General features: G+C 70.6%; 1 protein-coding gene (running past one end of the window). It reads left to right on the top strand.

Annotated elements, in window-relative coordinates; all coding sequences use genetic code 11:
• On the top strand, positions 1–18,060 hold the 5' portion of the coding sequence (locus tag ACY0MJ_RS10990) for a tandem-95 repeat protein (protein ID WP_462638477.1). 9,708 nt of this gene lie beyond the right edge of the window; the window shows 18,060 of its 27,768 coding nt (coding positions 1–18,060); it begins with the start codon at positions 1–3; its stop codon lies beyond the right edge, outside the window.

Here is an 18,060-nt window from a genome sequence, read left to right on the forward strand (position 1 = left end):
ATGTCGAAGGGGTCCGGGCCGCCGAAGCGGCGCCGCAGCCGGTTGCTGGCTCTCGAGCCGCGTGTCTTGTTCGACGGTGCCGTCGTCGACACGGCCGCTGCCGTGGCCAGGCCGGCCGACGGCGGCGACGCGAGCGCGCCCGCCGCCGGCAGCCTGCTGGACGCCCTGGCCCGCGCCACCCCCGCCGCCGTGGATGCCCCCGCGGCGCGGCCCGCGCCGGTGGAATGGCTGGTGATCGATGCCTCGGTGCCCGACGCCGCCAGCCTCGCGACGAACGCCCGCCCCGGCCTGAAGCTGCTGCGCCTGGACGCGCAGCGCGACGGCGTCGCGCAGATCCAGGAGGCCGTCGCCGCGTCCGGCGCGCCGGTCTCGGCCCTCCACATCGTCAGCCACGGCGCGCCGGGCTACATCACGCTCGGCTCCAGCCAGCTCGATCGCGAGCAACTTCAGGCGCATGCCGGCGCCTTCCAGGCACTGCAGGCCTCGTTCACCGAAGGCGCCGACGTGCTGCTGTATGGCTGCGACGTCGCGGCGACGCCGGCCGGCCAGGACTTCGTGCAGGAGTTGGCGCGGCTCACCGGCGCCGACGTCGCGGCCTCCACCGACGCCACCGGCGGCTCGGCGCTGCAGGGCAACTGGCTGTTCGAATACGCCACCGGCAGCATCGAGTCCGCGCCCTTCCTGGGCGCGGCGGACGGCGCGAACTACGGCGCGCGCCTCGCCACCGTGAGCCTCACGGGCGCGGCCGGGTGGACGCCGCTGCTGTACGGAACCCGCCAGGATCCGGCCGGCGACATGCAGGCGGCCGCGGCCAGCACCGACATCGTCGGGGACGGCAGCCACGCGACGCTGTACTACGCCTACGACGACGGCGGCGGCACCGCCACCGAGGCGGACGACAGCCTCCTGTTCCGCTTCCGCGTGAGCGGCCCCAACAGCGGCGGCGCCTTCGGCGCCTACGGGATCATCGGGATCGATGCCGACCTCAACGGCGACATCGACATGTTCCTGATCGTCAACGACGGGAACACGCCGACCGTGGGCCTGTTCAATCCCGGCACGGACCTGAACAACTCCCCCAGCACCACGAGCTACACGTCCTCCGGGCGCTCGTGGGCGCTGAACGGGAGCAACTACGCCTTCACGGCCGTCGCCTCCGGCAGCGACCCCGACTGGGACGGCAACAACGACATCGACGGCAGCGGCAAGAGCGACTACTTCGTCTCCTACAAGATCTCCTTCGCCGAGATCAAGGCGGAGCTGGCCGAAACGAACATCCCCGGCAACCCCGCGGGCGGGATCGCGATCACGCGCGACTCGCCGATGCGCTTCCTGCTGGCGACGGCGACGCAGTCGAACTCGCTGAACGGCGACATCGGCGGCATCGTCGGCGCCAACAAGTCCACGCTCACCTGGGACCAGCTCGGGGGCTTCTCGCCGGTGGTGAGCCCGTCCAACTCGCCGCCCATCATCACCAGCGGCGGCGGCGGACAGACCGCCGCGTACACCGTGGGCGAGAGCCAGCCGGACATCGCCACGATCGCGGCGCACGATCCGGACGCCAGCGACACGCTGCGCTATTCCATCGCCGGCGGCGCCGACGCGTCGCGCTTCACGATCGACCCGGTCACCGGCGTCCTGAGCTTCGCCTCCGGCTTCACGCCCAGCGCCAGCGCGCCGGCCGACGCCGACGGCGACGGCCGCTACCAGGTGACCGTGGCCGTGCGCGACTACGCGGACAGCGGCGCCACCACCGTCAAGGGCGGCACGGACACGCAGGACCTGACCGTCACGGTCGTGCCGCAGCCCGACACGACGCGCCCGACCCTGGACCTGCGCACCGGCGTCACGCCGGCCGACGACGCCACCGGCATCGCCCCCAACGCGAACCTGTTCCTGCGCTTCAGCGAGGACATCCAGCCCGGCACCGGCAACCTGGTGATCCGCAACGCCTCCACCGGCGCGATCGTGCAGACGATCTCCGTGAAGGACCCCGACCAGGTGCGCTTCTGGGGCAGCACCGTCACGGTCAACCCGGTGCTGGACCTCGCCGCGGGCACCGCCTACTACCTGGAGATCGACGCCGGCGCCTTCCAGGACCTGGCGGGCAACACCTTCGTGGCCCTGGACAGCGCGGGCCATCCGCTGCTGGCCGGCGGCCTGCCCGCCGGCGTGAACGACACCGACCCGAACACCACCTACAAGTGGAACTTCACGACCGGGTCCAACAAGCTGTCCGACAGCGCGCCGCCGACGCTGGTGGCCACGGCGGTCACCAGCAACGCCGGCGGCACGCTCAGCCCGGCGGACAACCAGTCGGGCGTGCGGGTCACCACCGACATCGTGCTGACCTTCAGCGAGGCGGTGTTCCCGGACAGCGGCTACTTCACCATCCGCCGCAGCTCGGACGGCGCGGTGGTCGCGCGCATCAGCTCCGCCGACTTCAGCCAGGTGAGCTACAGCGCCGACGGGCGCACCGTCACGCTGAACCCGTCCGCCGACCTGGCGCAGAACACCGACTACAACGTGCAGGTCGAGGGCACGGCGTTGCAGGACGGCTCGGGCAACCGCTACATCGGCATCACCGAGCTGAACCAGGGCACCACCAACGCCTACGCGCTGAACTTCAAGACCGGCATCGACGCCTCGCCGCCCACGGTGAGCCTGGTCTCCGCCTCCAACCTGGACGGCACCTGGATCGAGGGCGACACCCTGTTCGTGCGGGTGAAGTTCTCCGAGCAGGTGCTGGTGACGGGCACGCCGCAGCTGGACCTGTTCCCCGGGACGACGCGCACGGCGAGCTACGTGCGCGGCAGCGGCAGCGATTCGCTGGTGTTCGCGTACACGGTGCAGGCGGGCGACACGACGCCCGACCTGAACTACGCGGTGACCACCGCGCTGCGGCTGAACGGCGGCACGATCAAGGACGCGGCGGGCAATGCCGCCGACCTCACGCTGCCGGCCACGGGCAGCGCGACGGCGCTGGCGGGCCAGAAGGACCTGGCGATCGATGCCGCGCCGGTCAACACGCTGCCCTCGCTGCTGTCCGCGCGCAACAACACGCCGCTCGCGATCGCCGCCAGCGTGGCCGACGTGGACTCCGGCGTGCTCACCGTGCGCCTCACCGCCACCAACGGCACGCTCTCGCTCGCCAGCGTGGCCGGGCTGAGCTTCCTCTCCGGCACCGGCAGCGGCGACGCCAGCATGACTTTCAGCGGCACGCAGGCGCAGGTCAACGCGGCGCTCGCGGGCCTGAGCTTCCAGGCCGCCGCCGGCTACATCGGGCCGGCCACGGTGGTGATGCGGACCACCGACGGCGCCACCTCGGTCAGCGGCGTCGCCGTGCAGGACACGGACACGCTCACGATCGACGTCGGCGGGCCGGTGCCCGCGGTGGCCGGCACGGGCACGACGGCGTACGTGGAGAACGACCCCGCCACGGCCCTCGCGCCGGTGCTGACGGTGTCCGGCACCGGCACGATCACGGGCGCCACCATCCGCATCAGCGGCAACTACCAGGCGGGCGAGGACCTGCTGGAGTTCGCCGCCGCGGCCGGCATCACCGTGCAGGGCTGGGATGCGGCCACCGGCACGCTGACGCTCACCGGCACGGCCACCGCCGCCGAGTGGCAGGCGGCCCTGCGCTCGGTCACCTACCGCAACACGAGCGAGACGCCGTCGGCGCTCGCGCGCACCGTCACCTTCGTGGCCAGCAACGGCGGCGACGCCAGCGACCCGGCGACGGTGGCGCTGACCGTCAGGCCGGTGGACGATGCGCCGACGCTGTCCGCCACGGCCGCCAGCGCCACCTTCAACCAGGGCGGGCCCGCCGTGGGCCTGTTCAGCGGCGCCGCGGCGTCGACCATCGAGGCGGGCCAGAGCCTCACGCAGCTGGTGCTCACCGTCGGCAACGTGCGCAACGGCGCGGCCGAAGTGCTGGACATCAACGGCCAGGCGATCGGTCTCGCTGCCGGCAGCACCACCATCGGCGGCATCACCTACACGGTGGCCGTTTCCGGAACGACCGCGACGCTCACGGTCAGCGGCCTCAGCCTCACCACCGCGCAGGCCCAGGCGCTCGTCGAGGGCATCCGCTACAGCAACATCGCCGTCGCGCCCACGGGCGGCAACCGCACGGTCACGATCACGCGGCTGCAGGACAGCGGCGCCAACACCGCGCCCGACCGCAACACGGCGACGCTGGCGCTGGCGGCCACCGTTCGCGTCATCACCGACAACGCGCCGCCGGTGCTGGGCGGCGGCAGCGCCGCGGTCGCGTACGTGGAGAACGGCGCCGGCATCGCGCTGCATTCCTCGCTCACGCTGGCCGACGTGGACAACGGCAGCCTGCAGGGCGCCACGATCGCGATCACGGGCAACTTCGTGGCCGGCCAGGACGTCCTGGCCTTCGCCAACCAGAACGGCATCATCGGCAGCTACGACGCCGCCACCGGCGTGCTGACGCTGAGCGGCACGGCCACGGTCGCGAACTACCAGGCCGCGCTGCGCAGCGTCACCTACCGCAACACCAGCGACGCGCCCGGCACGGCGCCGCGCACCATCACCTGGACCGCGAGCGACGGCACCAACAGCTCGGACCCGCTCACCACCACCGTATCGGTGACGGCCGTGAACGACGCGCCCGTGGGCGCCGACCGCACGATCACCGTCCTGCAAGGCGCCTCGTACGCGCTCACCGCGGCGGATTTCGGCTTCTCCGACCCGGTGGACGGTGGCGCCGACGGCTTCGACGCCGTGATGATCGTGACGGGGCCCGGCGCCGGCACGCTGACGCTCGACGGCGTGGCCGTGGCCGACGGGACCTTCGTGACCGCCGCGCAGCTCGCCGCGAGCCAGCTGCGCTACACGCCGTCCGGCAGCACCAGCGCCAGCTTCACCTTCCGCGTGCGGGACGACGGCGGCGTCGCCAACGGCGGCGTCGCGGTGGACGCGACACCCCGCACGCTCACGCTGGATGTGAGCACAGTCAACGTCGCGCCCGCGCTGGGCGGCACGGGCAGCGCCGCCTACGTCGAGGACGGCGCAGCGGTGGTGATGGCCCCGGGCCTCACGATCACCGATCCCGATTCGCCCAACCTGGACGGCGCCCTGGTGCGCATCACCGGCGCCTTCCAGCCGGGCGGCGACCTGCTGTCCTTCACCGACCAGAACGGCATCACGGGCAGCTACAACGCGGCGACCGGCGTGCTGACGCTCAGCGGCTCGGCGACGCGCGCCCAGTACGAGGCGGCGCTGCGCTCGGTGACGTACTCCAGCACGAGCCAGGACCCGTCCACCGCCGCGCGCAGCATCGAATGGCGGGTGAGCGACGGCGTCGCCTTCTCGCTGGCGGCGACCAGCACCGTGACCGTCGCGGCCGTGAACGACGCGCCGGTGCTGTCCGGCCCGGCCACGGCGCTGGGCTACACCCAGGGCGACGCGGCCAAGGCCGTCAACGGATCCCTGTTCGTGACCGACGTGGACAGCGCGACGCTGGCGACGGCGACGGTCAGCATCACGGCGAACCGCGACGCCAACGACCGCCTGGCCTTCACGAACGACGGCCTGACGATGGGCGACATCGCCGGCAGCTACGACAGCACGACCGGCGTGCTGAGCCTCGCGTCCGCCAGCGGCACGGCCACTCTGGCGCAGTGGCAGGCCGCGCTGCGCGCCGTGACCTACAGCAACCTCGGGGCGCCCGGCACGGCGACGCGCACCGTCGAATACCGCGTGAACGACGGCGCGGCGGACTCGAACCTGCTGGCGACCAGCACGGTGAAGACCGCCCTGGCGAACACCGCGCCCTCGCTCACCGGCGGCCGGACGATCACCTATGCCGAGAACGACCCGGCGACCGTCATCGACAACACGCTGGCCATCAGCGACAGCGGCGGCACGCTGGCCGGCGCGGTGGTGCGGATCACGAATTTCGTGCCGGGGCAGGACGTGCTGGCCTTCACCGACCAGAACGGCATCACGGGGTCCTTCGACGCGACGACGGGCGTGCTGACGCTGTCGGGTACGGCGACTGTGGCGCAGTACCAGGCGGCGCTGCGGACGATCACGTACCGGAACACGAGCGTGGACAATCCCAAGGCGGGCACCCGCTCGGTGACGTTCCAGGTCGACGACGGGCAGGGGACGTCCAACCTGTCGGCCGAGGTGAGCAGCGCGATCACGGTGGCGCCCGTCAACGACAGGCCCACCACGCAATCGCGCACCCTGTACGCCGGCAACGGTGGCACCCACGTGTTCACCGTCGCCGACTTCGCGTTCTCGGACGTGGATTCGGGGCCGCTGTCGGTCGTGCTGCAGTCTCCCAGCGACGGCACGCTGCAGTACAGCGCCAACGGTTCGACCTGGACGACGTACGTGGCGGGAACTGCCGTCACCTATGCCGACATCGCCGCGGGCAAGTTCCGGTTCTCGGCGCCGGGCGGCAACGGCAAGACCAGCACGATGAGTTTCGCCGTCGTCGACGACAGCGGCGATGCGGCGACCAACACCTCCGCCTCGGCCGTCCTCACTTTCTTCAGCGCCAACGCTGGCGCGACGCAGGCGACCTGGACGAATTCCATCTCGCCGAAGTCCTTCACGGAGAACGGCGCGGCGGTCGCCCTGGTCGACGGGGCCGTGTCGCTGTCGACCGGGAACTATCTCTCCGGCCAGCTCGCCTTCACCTCCGGTTGGGTGGCCGCGGAGGACCAGTTGTCGTTCGCCCAGAACAACGCCACGATGGGCGCCGGTGCGATCACCGTCAGCATCAATGCGGGCGTGATCACGCTCAGCCGCGCCTCGGGCTTCACGGCGGCGCAGATGGCGGCCGCGCTCCAGGCCGTCACCTACACCAACGGCAGCGACGCGCCGAGCACGGCGGCCCGGACCTTCAGCATCCAGGCCATCACCGACGCGTCGAACGCGGTCTGGAGCCTGCCGCTCGCCGGGACCGTGACCGTGGTGGCGACGAACGACACGCCGTCCCTCTCGAGCACCGCTTCCACCCTGGGCTACACGCCGGGTCCGGCGGCGGCGATCAATCCGTGGGTCCATCTCACGGACCTCGACGGCGGCCTCGCCGACGTCGTCGCCGGCAACGACACCACGGCGACGGTCACGCTCGCCAATCCGCAGGCCGGCGACGCCCTGGGCTTCACCGCCAACGCGGCGACCATGGGCAACATCGCGCTGACCAGCAATGCGGCGGGCGTGCTGACGCTCACCTCCGCCGGCGGCACGGCCACGGCGGCGCAGTGGGAGGCCGCGCTGCGGGCCGTCAGCTTCGCCAACGCCAGCGGCGCGAACACCACGGCGCGCACCGTGAACTTCGTGGTGAACGACGGCACGGCCAGCTCCGCCGCGCTGACGACGACCATCAGCCTCGCCGGCAGCAGCGGGACGAGCGCTCCCGTGCTGGCGGTGCCCGCCACCCTGGCCTACGCAGAGAACGGCGCCTCGGCCGCCATCGACGCGTCGCTCACCGTCACGGACAGCGACAGCACCCACCTGACCGGCGCCACCGTCCGCATCACGAACTTCGTGGCTGGCCAGGACGTGCTGTCGTTCACCAGCCAGAACGGCATCACGGGCAGCTTCGACAGCACCACCGGCGTGCTGACGCTGTCCGGCACGGCGACGGTCGCCGACTACCAGGCGGCGCTGCGCTCGGTGCAGTACGCCAACACGAGCGACCGGCCCGACACGAGCACGCGTTCCGTGGTGTTCCAGGCGAGCGACGGCTCCGCCACCGGCGCCCTGTCGAACCAGCTCGCCAGCACGATCACGCTGACGGACGCCAACGACGCACCCACGCTCTCGACGCCCGCTGCGATCACCTTCAACGACAACGCGCTGCCCCAGAGCTTCTTCGCCGTGACCGGCACGCTCACGGTGAGCGACGCGGACGGGCCCGGCGCCACCTTCGGCCTCACCGGGAGCAGCGCCGCCGGCGCCGGCGCCCCCGACGGCTACGACCTGCAGCTGGCCGGCAGCTACGGCACGCTGTACCTGGACAGCGTCACCGGGGCGTACACCTACGTGCCGGACAACGCGGCGATCAACGCGGTGCCGGCCGGCTCCAACCCGAGCGAGAACTTCAGCGTCACCGTCGACGATGGCGACGGCGGCAGCGACACGCGCACGCTGACGGTGAACATCGTCGGCGCCAACGACACGCCGATCCTCTCTTCCGCCAGCACGGTCGTCACCTACATGGAGAACGCGGCGCCGACGGCCGTCAACACGACGCTGCAGGTGAGCGATGCCGACAGCGCCACGCTGGCGAGCGCCAGTGTCGCCATCACGGGCAACTACCACGCGGGCCAGGACCTGCTGTCCTTCACCAACGACAGCGCGGCGACCTACGGCAACATCACCGCCAGCTTCGACGCCGCGACCGGCGTGCTGAGCCTCGGCTCCGCCGGCGGCACCGCGACCTTGGCGCAATGGCAGGCGGCGCTGCGGGCCGTGAAGTACGGCAACAGCAGCGAGGCGCCCGACACCTCGGTGCGCACGGTGCGCTTCCAGGTCGACGACGGCGGCAGCGACGGCGCGTCGAACACGCTGCAGAACAGCACGATCAACCTCGTCTCGGTGGACGACGCGCCGGCGCTGGCCAATCCCGCCAGCGTGGCCTACGGCGAGCAGGACGCGCCGGTGGCGATCAGCGCCGGCCTGACCGTCGCCGACGTGGACAGCGCGAACCTCACCGGCGCCACGGTGTGGATCGCCAACTACGTGGCCGGCCAGGACGTGCTCGCCTTCACCGACCAGGGCGGCATCACGGGCAGCTTCGATGCCGCCACCGGCGTGCTGACCCTGAGCGGAAGCGCCAGCGTGGCGGCCTACCAGGCGGCGTTGCGCTCCATCACCTACGCCAACGGCAGCGACGACCCGGTGACCACGACACGCAGCGTGCGCTACCAGGTCACCGACGGCACGACGCCGTCCAACACGCTCACCAGCACGATCACGCTCACCGCGGCCAACGATGCGCCCGTGCTGGGCGGCGGCGGCCAGGCGCTCACCTATGCCGAGAACGGGCCGGCCGCGGCCATTGACGGCTCGATCACCGTCAGCGACGCCGACAGCCCCGGCCTGGCGAGCGCCACCGTCACCATCAGCGGCGGCTACGTCGCCGGCGAGGACCTGCTGTCCTTCGCCAACGACGGCACGATGGGCAACATCGTCGCCAGCTTCGACGCCGCCACGGGACGACTGACGCTCACCTCGTCCGGCGGCACGGCGACCGCCGCCGAATGGCAGGCCGCGCTGCGCGCCGTCGCCTATCGCAATACCAGCGATGCGCCGACGACGTCCACGCGCACCGTGAGCTACCAGGTGGACGACGGCGCCGCGGCTTCCAACACCCTCGCGACCAGCACGATCGATGTCGTGCCGGCCAACGACGCGCCCGTGCTGGGCGGCGTCGCCACGGTTGTCGCCTATGCCGAGAACGGCACGGGCGTGGTGCTCAACTCGGCGCTCACGGTCGCGGACGCGGACCACCTCGTGCTCACCGGCGCCACGATCGCCATCACCGGGAACTTCGCCGCGGGCGAGGACCTGCTGGAATTCACCGCGCAGAACGGCATCACGGTGGCCAGCTACGCCGGCGGCGTGCTGACGCTCACGGGCACGGCTTCGGTCGCCGACTACCAGGCGGCGCTGCGCAGCGTCACCTACCGCAACACGAGCGAGAACCCGTCGATGGCGGCGCGCAGCATCGCCTTCCGCGTCAGCGACGGCGTGGACCAGAGCAACGCCGGCAGCGCCACGGTCACGGTCAGCCGCGTCAACGACGCGCCGACGCTCACGCCGGCGGGCGCCGCGGTGCAGGTGCTCGAGGACGCGCCGGCGCCCACCGCCGGCAGCGTCGCCGGCGCGATCGCCGTGGACGGCCTGGTGGCGGGACAGGCCGACAGCGATGGGGCGGCCGCGCTGCAGGGCATCGCGATCACCGGCCTCTCCGGCGCGGGCGGCACGTGGTGGACCAGCATCGACGGCGGCGCCTCCTGGCAGCAGGTGGCCAGCGCGCCTTCCGCCGCGTCGGCACTGCTGCTGGCCGCGAACGGCAACGCCTACCTGTACTTCCAGCCCGCCGCCGACTTCAACGGCAGCATCGCCGGCGCCGTGAGCTTCCGCGCCTGGGACCGCACGGCCGGCAGCAACGGCGGGCGCTTCGACACGGGCGTGAACGGCGGCAGCAGCGCCTTCTCCAGCGCCAGCGACACGGTGGACGTGACGGTGAAGCCGGTGAACGACGCCCCGGTCGGCAGCGGCAGCACGCTCTGGACCGGCAAGAACACGCCGCACGTGCTCACGGCCGCGGACTTCGGCTTCAGCGACACGCAGGATTCGCCGTCCGACAGCCTGCAGGCGGTGAAGATCACGGGGCTGCCGGCGCCCGGCACCGGGGCGCTGCAGCGCTTCGACGGCAGCAGCTGGGTCGCGGTGGCGCAGGACGAATTCGTGTCCGCCGCCGACATCGCCGCCGGCTTCCTGCGCTACGACCCCGCGGCGGGCGAGACCGGGCTGGGCCTGGCGAACATCCGCTTCCGGGTGCAGGACAGCGGCGGCACGGCCGACGGCGGCGTGGACCTCGACACGACCGAGCGCGCCATCCTCTTCAACGTCGGCAGCCAGGTGCCGCCGGCGCTGTCCGGCGGCAGCGTGCTCGATTACGCCGAAGCCAACCCGCCGGTCGCGCAGCCGGTGAACGCCAACATCTCCGTGTTCGACGCCGACAACGCCACGCTGGAATCCGGCCAGGTGGTGATGAGCCGCGGCTACGTCGAGGGCGAGGACGTGCTGGCCTTCGCCAATACGGACGCCACCCTCTACGGCGACATCACGGCGAGCTGGGATGCCGCGAACGGCGTGCTCGCGCTCACCTCCGCCGCCGGTGCGACGCAGGCCCAGTGGCAGGCGGCGCTGCGCGCGGTGACCTACGTCAACCTGAGCGATGCGCCCAGCCAGGCGGACCGCAGCGTCACCTTCACGGTCAACGACGGCACGCAGGACTCGAACGTGGTGGCCGCCACGATCACCATGGGCGTGCAGAACGATGCCCCGGTGGTCACGGCCTCCGGCGCGATGCTGGCCTATGTGGAGAACCAGGCAGCGACGGCGATCGACGCCGGCCTGGTGCTCGCCGATCCGGACCTGCCGGCCAGCCTGGACGGCGGCTGGCTGGAAGTGCGCATCACGGCCAACGGCGCCGTGGGCGAGGACATCCTGTCGGTGCTGGACCAGGGCAGCGGCGCCGGGCAGGTCGGCGTGGTCGGCAACACGGTCACCTTCGGCGGCGTGGCGATCGGCGCGATCGATGCCACGAGCAACGGCAGCGGCGGCCAGCCGCTGCGCATCCAGCTGAACGCGAACGCGACCGTCGCCGCCACGCAGGCGCTCGCTCGGGCGATCGCCTACAGCAACACGTCCGACCAGCCGTCCACGGCCAGCCGCACGGTGGTCTTCACGCTGGACGACGGCGGCAACACCGGCACGGGCGGGCGGCTGCAGGCCAGCAGCGCCGACATCACGATCACGGTGGCCTCGGTCAACGACGCACCCGTCGGCAGCGACGGCGCGCTGTCGCTGAAGCAGGGCACGACAGTCGTGCTGACGGCCGCAGATTTCGGCTTCGGCGATCCCGTGGAAGGCGACGCCTTCGCGGGCGTGCTCTTCACCAGCATCCCCGGCGGCGGCGTGCTGGAGTTCCAGGCGAGCCCGGGCACGTGGCAGGCCGTGGCCGCCAGCGACTTCGTGTCGGCCGGCGACATCGCCGCCGGCAACCTGCGCTACAGCGCCGGCGGCGCGCCGGCCGGCTCGGACTTCACGTTCCGCGTGCGCGACGGCGGCGGCACGGCCAACGGCGGGGCCGACACCGACCTGGTCGACCGCACGCTGGCCATCGCGGTCACCGCGGGCGATCCGCCCGTGATCGGCGGCGTCGCGCCCCGCAGCTTCACCGAGAACGACACGGCGCTGGCCATCGCGCCGGCGCTCACGGTCAGCGATGCCGACACGGTGAACCTGAAGCAGGCCACCGTCAGCATCTCGGCCAACTACGTGGCCGGCCAGGACCTGCTGGCCTTCACGAACACCGCGGCGATCACGGGCAGCTTCGATGCCGCCACCGGCGTGCTGACGCTCACCGGCTCCGCCTCGCAGGCGGACTGGCAGGCGGCGCTGCGTTCGGTGAGCTACCTGAACACCTCGGACGCGCCCAGCACCGCCACCCGCACCGTGAGTTTCGTGGTGCAGGACGACGAGGCGACGCCGAACAGCAGTTCGCGCGCCAACGTGAACATCACCGTGGCGGCGCGCAACGACGCGCCGGTGCTCGCCGCCACGCCCGGCCTGGCGCTCGACGCCGTGGCCGAGGACGCCGGCGCGCCCAGCGGCGCGGTGGGCACGCTGGTGTCGACGCTCACCGGCGGGCAGTCCGACGCGGACGGCGCCGGCGCGATGCAAGGCATCGCCATCACCGGTCTCGACACCAGCCAGGGCAGCTGGTACTACAGCACCAACAACGGCCTGAGCTGGACGCCGGTCGCGAGCAGCCCGAGCGACGGCGCCGCGCTGCTGCTGGCCGCCGACGCGAACACGCGGATCTGGTTCCAGCCTGCCGCCGATTTCCACGGCACGGTGTCCGGCGCCGTGAGCTTCCGCGCCTGGGACCGGACGAGCGGCAGCAACGGCGGCACGGCCGACACGAGCGGGGCCAACAACGGCGGCACCACGGCCTTCTCCAGCGCGATCGACAGCGCCAGCATCACGGTGCTGTCGGTGAACGACGCGCCGCAGGGCAGCGATGGCGCCCTGACGCTGCTGGTGGGCACCAGCCACACCTTCGACGCCACCGATTTCGGCTTCAGCGATGCGCGCGACGGCGACGCGCTGCTGGAAGTGCAGATCACCTCCGTGCCGGCGAACGGCAGCCTGACGCTGGACGGCGTGGCGATCACCACGGCCACGCTGGGCAGCCCCGTGACCGTCTCGGCGGCCGACCTGGCGGCCGGCAAGCTGGTCTACACGGCGGGCGCGGGCGCCGCGACGGCCTCGCTCGCCTTCGTCGTGCGCGACGATGGCGGCACCGCGAACGGCGGCGTGGACGCGGACGTCTCCGAACGCAGCATCGCGCTGGCGACGACCAGCAGCTTCCCGCCCGTGCTCGCGAACGGCGGCACGCTCGCCTACACGGAAAACGATGCGCCGGCGGTGGTCAGCCCGGCGCTCTCCCTCGGCGACGCCGACAGCACCGACATGACCGGGGCCACCATTGCCATCACCGGTGGCTACGTGCCCGGCGAGGACGTGCTGTCCTTCACCGCCGGCGGCGGCATCACGGGCAGCTTCGATGCCGCCACGGGCGTGCTGACGCTCACCGGCACGGCGAGCGTGGCCACGTACGAGGCGGCGCTGCGTTCGGTCACCTACGCCAACGGCAGCGACTACCCGACCACAGCCAGCCGCACGGTGAGCTACAGCGTGACCGACCCGGCCGGGAACACGAGCGCGACGCTGGACGCCACGGTCGACGTCATTCCGGTGAACGACGCGCCCGAAGCCGGTCCGCTCACGATCACGGTGGGCGAGGGCACGCCGGCGTCGGGCAACCTGCCGGCGGCCAGCGACGCCGAGGGCGACACGCCCGTGTACGCCAAGGAGACGGACCCGGCGCATGGCACGGCGACGGTGAACGCCGACGGCAGCTATACCTACACGCCGGTGGCGGGCTACAACGGCTCCGACAGCTTCACCTATACGGTGAGCGACGGGAACGGCGGCAGCAATACGTACACCGTGTCCATCACGGTGAATCCAGTCAACGACGCCCCGGTTGGCGCAGACGACGCGATCACTGCGACGGAAGACACGGTGTTCGCTGGCACGCTGCCGGTGGCCACGGACGCGGAAAACGACGACGTCACTTACGTGCTGGAGACTGCCGCGGCCCACGGCACGGTGGTGGTCGATGCTGGCGGTACGTACACCTACACACCCACTGCCAACTACAACGGGGCGGACAGCTTCACCTATACGGTCAGCGACGGCAACGGGGGCAGCAACACCTACACCGTGACGATCGCGGTGGATCCGGTCAATGACGCTCCCGTGGCCGGCGATACGTCGGTCACTGCGACCGAGGACACCGTGTTCTCGGGCACGCTGCCAGTGGCGACCGACCTGGAGAACGACGACGTCTCTTACGTGCTGGAGACTGCTGCTGGACACGGCACGGTGGCGGTGAACCCGAACGGTACGTACACGTACACGCCGGCCGCCAACTACAACGGTGCGGACAGCTTCTCCTACACCATCTCCGACGGCAACGGCGGCAGCAATACCTACACCGTGACGATCACGGTGGATCCGGTCAATGACGCTCCTGTGGGGGTCGATACGTCGATCACTGCGACCGAGGACACCGTGTTCTCGGGCACGCTGCCGGTCGCCACGGACGCGGAAAATGACGACGTCACCTACGCTTTGGAGACTGCTGCTGGCCACGGCACGGTGTTGGTGAATCCCAACGGCAGTTACACGTACACGCCCACCGCCAACTACAACGGGGCGGACAGCTTCACCTATACGGTCAGCGACGGCAACGGGGGCAGCAACACCTACACCGTGACGATCACGGTGGATCCGGCCAATGATGCGCCCGTGGCGGCCGATACCTCGATCGCTGCGACCGAGGACACGCCGTTCTCTGGCACGCTGCCGGTGGCGACCGACCTGGAGAACGACGACGTCTCTTACGTGCTGGAAATTGCTGCTGGACACGGGACCGTGGTGGTGAATCCGAACGGCACGTACACCTACACGCCCGTGGCCAACTACAACGGTGCGGACAGCTTCTCGTACACCGTCTCCGACGGCAACGGCGGCAGCAACACCTACACCGTCACGATCACGGTGGATCCGGTCAATGACGCTCCTGTGGCCGGCGATACGTCGATCACTGCAACGGAGGACACGCCATTCTCTGGGACGCTGCCGGTGGCGACCGAAGTGGAGAATGACGACGTCTCTTACGTGCTGGAGACTGCTGCTGGCCACGGCACGGTGGTGGTGAATCCCAACGGCACGTACACGTACACGCCCGCGGCCAACTACAACGGGGCGGACGGCTTCACCTACACGGTGAGCGACGGGAATGGGGGCAGCAACACCTACACCGTGACGATCACGGTGGATCCGGTCAATGACGCTCCCGTTGGTGCGGACACCGCGATCACTGCGACCGAAGACTCCGTCTTCTCGGGCACGCTGCCGGTGGCCACGGACGCGGAAAACGACGACGTCACCTACGCTGTGGAGACTGCTGCTGGTCACGGCACGGTGGTGGTGAACCCGACCGGCACGTACACCTACACGCCCGCCGCCAACTACAACGGCGGGGACAGCTTCTCCTACACCGTCTCCGACGGCAACGGCGGGAGCAACACCTATACCGTGACGATCACGGTGGATCCGGCCAACGATGCCCCGGTCGCGGGCGATGCGTCAATCACCGCCACGGAGGACACAGTGTTCTCGGGCACGCTGCCGCTCGCCACGGACGCGGAAAATGACGATGTCACGTACGTGTTGGAAACCGCTGCTGGACACGGCATGGTGGTGGTGAACCCGAACGGCACGTACACCTACACGCCGGCGGCCAACTACAACGGTGCGGACAGCTTCTCCTACACCATCTCCGACGGCAACGGCGGCAGCAACACCTACACCGTGACGATCACGGTGGATCCGGTCAATGACGCTCCCGTGGCCGGCGATACGTCGATTACTGCGACCGAAGACTCTGTGTTCTCGGGCACGCTGCCGGTGGCCACGGACGCCGAAAATGACGACGTCACGTACACCCTGGAGACTGCTGCGGGTCACGGCACGGTGGTGGTCGATCCTGGCGGTACGTACACCTACACGCCCACTGCCGACTACATCGGCTCCGACAGTTTCACCTATACGGTGAGCGACGGGAACGGCGGCAGCAATACCTACACCGTGTCGATCACGGTGGATCCGGTCAATGACGCTCCCGTGGCCGGCGACACGTCGATCACTGCGACCGAGGACACCGTGTTCTCGGGCACGCTGCCGGTGGCCACGGACGCGGAAAATGACGACGTCGCCTACGCTGTGGCGACTGCTGCTGGACACGGCACGGTAATGGTCGGTCCCAACGGCACGTACACCTACACGCCCAACGCCAACTACAACGGCCCGGACAGCTTCACCTACACGGTGAGCGACGGCAACGGCGGCAGCAACACCTACACAGTGACGATCACGGTGGATCCGGCCAACGACTCCCCCGTTGCTGCCGATACGTCGATCACTGCGACCGAGGACACGGTGTTCTCCGGAACGCTGCCGGTGGCCACGGACGCGGAAAACGACGACGTCACCTACGCTGTGGAGACTGCTGCTGGCCACGGCACGGTGGTGGTCAATCCCAACGGCACGTACTCGTACACACCGGTGGCGAACTACAACGGGGCGGACAGCTTCACCTACACGGTGAGCGATGCCAGCGGCGGCAGCAACACCTACACCGTGACGATCACGGTCGACCCGGTCAACGACGCGCCCGTGGCGGGCGATACTTCGATCACTGCGACCGAGGACACGCCGTTCTCTGGCACGCTGCCGGTGGCAACCGACCTGGAGAACGACGACGTCTCTTACGTGCTGGAGACTGCCGCAGGCCACGGCACGGTGGTGGTGGATCCTGGCGGCACGTACACCTACACGCCCGCTGCCAACTACAACGGCTCCGACAGCTTCACCTATGCGGTCAGCGACGGCCACGGAGGCGGCAACACCTACACCGTGACGATCACGGTCGACCCGGTCAACGATGCCCCTGTGGCGGCAGACGCGGCGATCACTGCGACCGAGGACACGCCATTCTCGGGCACCTTGCCGGCGGCAACGGACCTCGAGAATGACGACGTCACCTACGCGCTCGGAACGGATGCGGGCCACGGCACCGTCGCGGTGAACGCCGACGGCAGCTACACCTACACGCCCGCGGCCGATTACAACGGCCCCGACAGCTTCACCTACACGGTGAGCGACGGCAAGGGCGGCAGCAATACCTACGCCGTGACGATCACGGTGGACCCGGTCAACGACGCCCCCGTGGCCGGCGACACGGCGATCAATGCGACCGAGGGCGCCGTGTTCGCGGGCACCTTGCCGGTGGCCACGGACCTGGAGAGCGACGACGTCACCTATTCCAAGGCGACCGATCCCGCGCACGGCACCGTGACCGTGAACGCCGACGGCAGCTACACCTACACGCCGACCGCCGGCTACAACGGCGGGGACAGCTTCGACTACACCGTCAGCGACGACAACGGCGGCAGCAACAGCTACACCGTGACGATCACGGTGACGCCGGTGAACGACGCTCCCGTGGCGGCCGCGGCCTCGATCTCGACCAGCGAGGACACGGCGAAGTCGGGCAGCCTGCCCGCGGCGAGCGACGCGGACGGCGACACCGTCACGTACGCGAAGGCCAGCGACCCGGCCCATGGCACGGTCGTCGTCGACGCCGACGGCACGTACACCTATACGCCGGCCGCCGACTACAACGGCAGCGACAGCTTCGACTACACGGTCAGCGACGGCAACGGCGGCAGCAACACGTACACCGTGAGCGTGACGGTGACGGCGGTGAACGACTCGCCCGTGGCCGCCGTCACCTCGATCACGACGGCCGAGGACACGGCGCAGAGCGGCACCCTGCCGGCGGCGACCGATATCGACGGCGAGGCCGTCAGCTACGCCAAGGCGAGCGATCCCGCCAACGGCACGGTGGTCGTCAACACCGACGGGACCTATACCTACACGCCGGCGTCGAACTTCAATGGCGCCGACAGCTTCAGCTACACGGTCAGCGACGGCAAGGGCGGCAGCAACACGTACGCGGTCAGCGTGACGGTGTCGTCCGTGAACGACGCCCCCGCGGCGGCGCCGCTGGCGATCACGACCGGCGAGGACACGGCGAAGTCGGGCAGCCTGCCGGCCGCCGCCGATGCGGAC

The sequence above is a fragment of the Ramlibacter sp. bp-362 genome, from assembly GCF_054956735.1.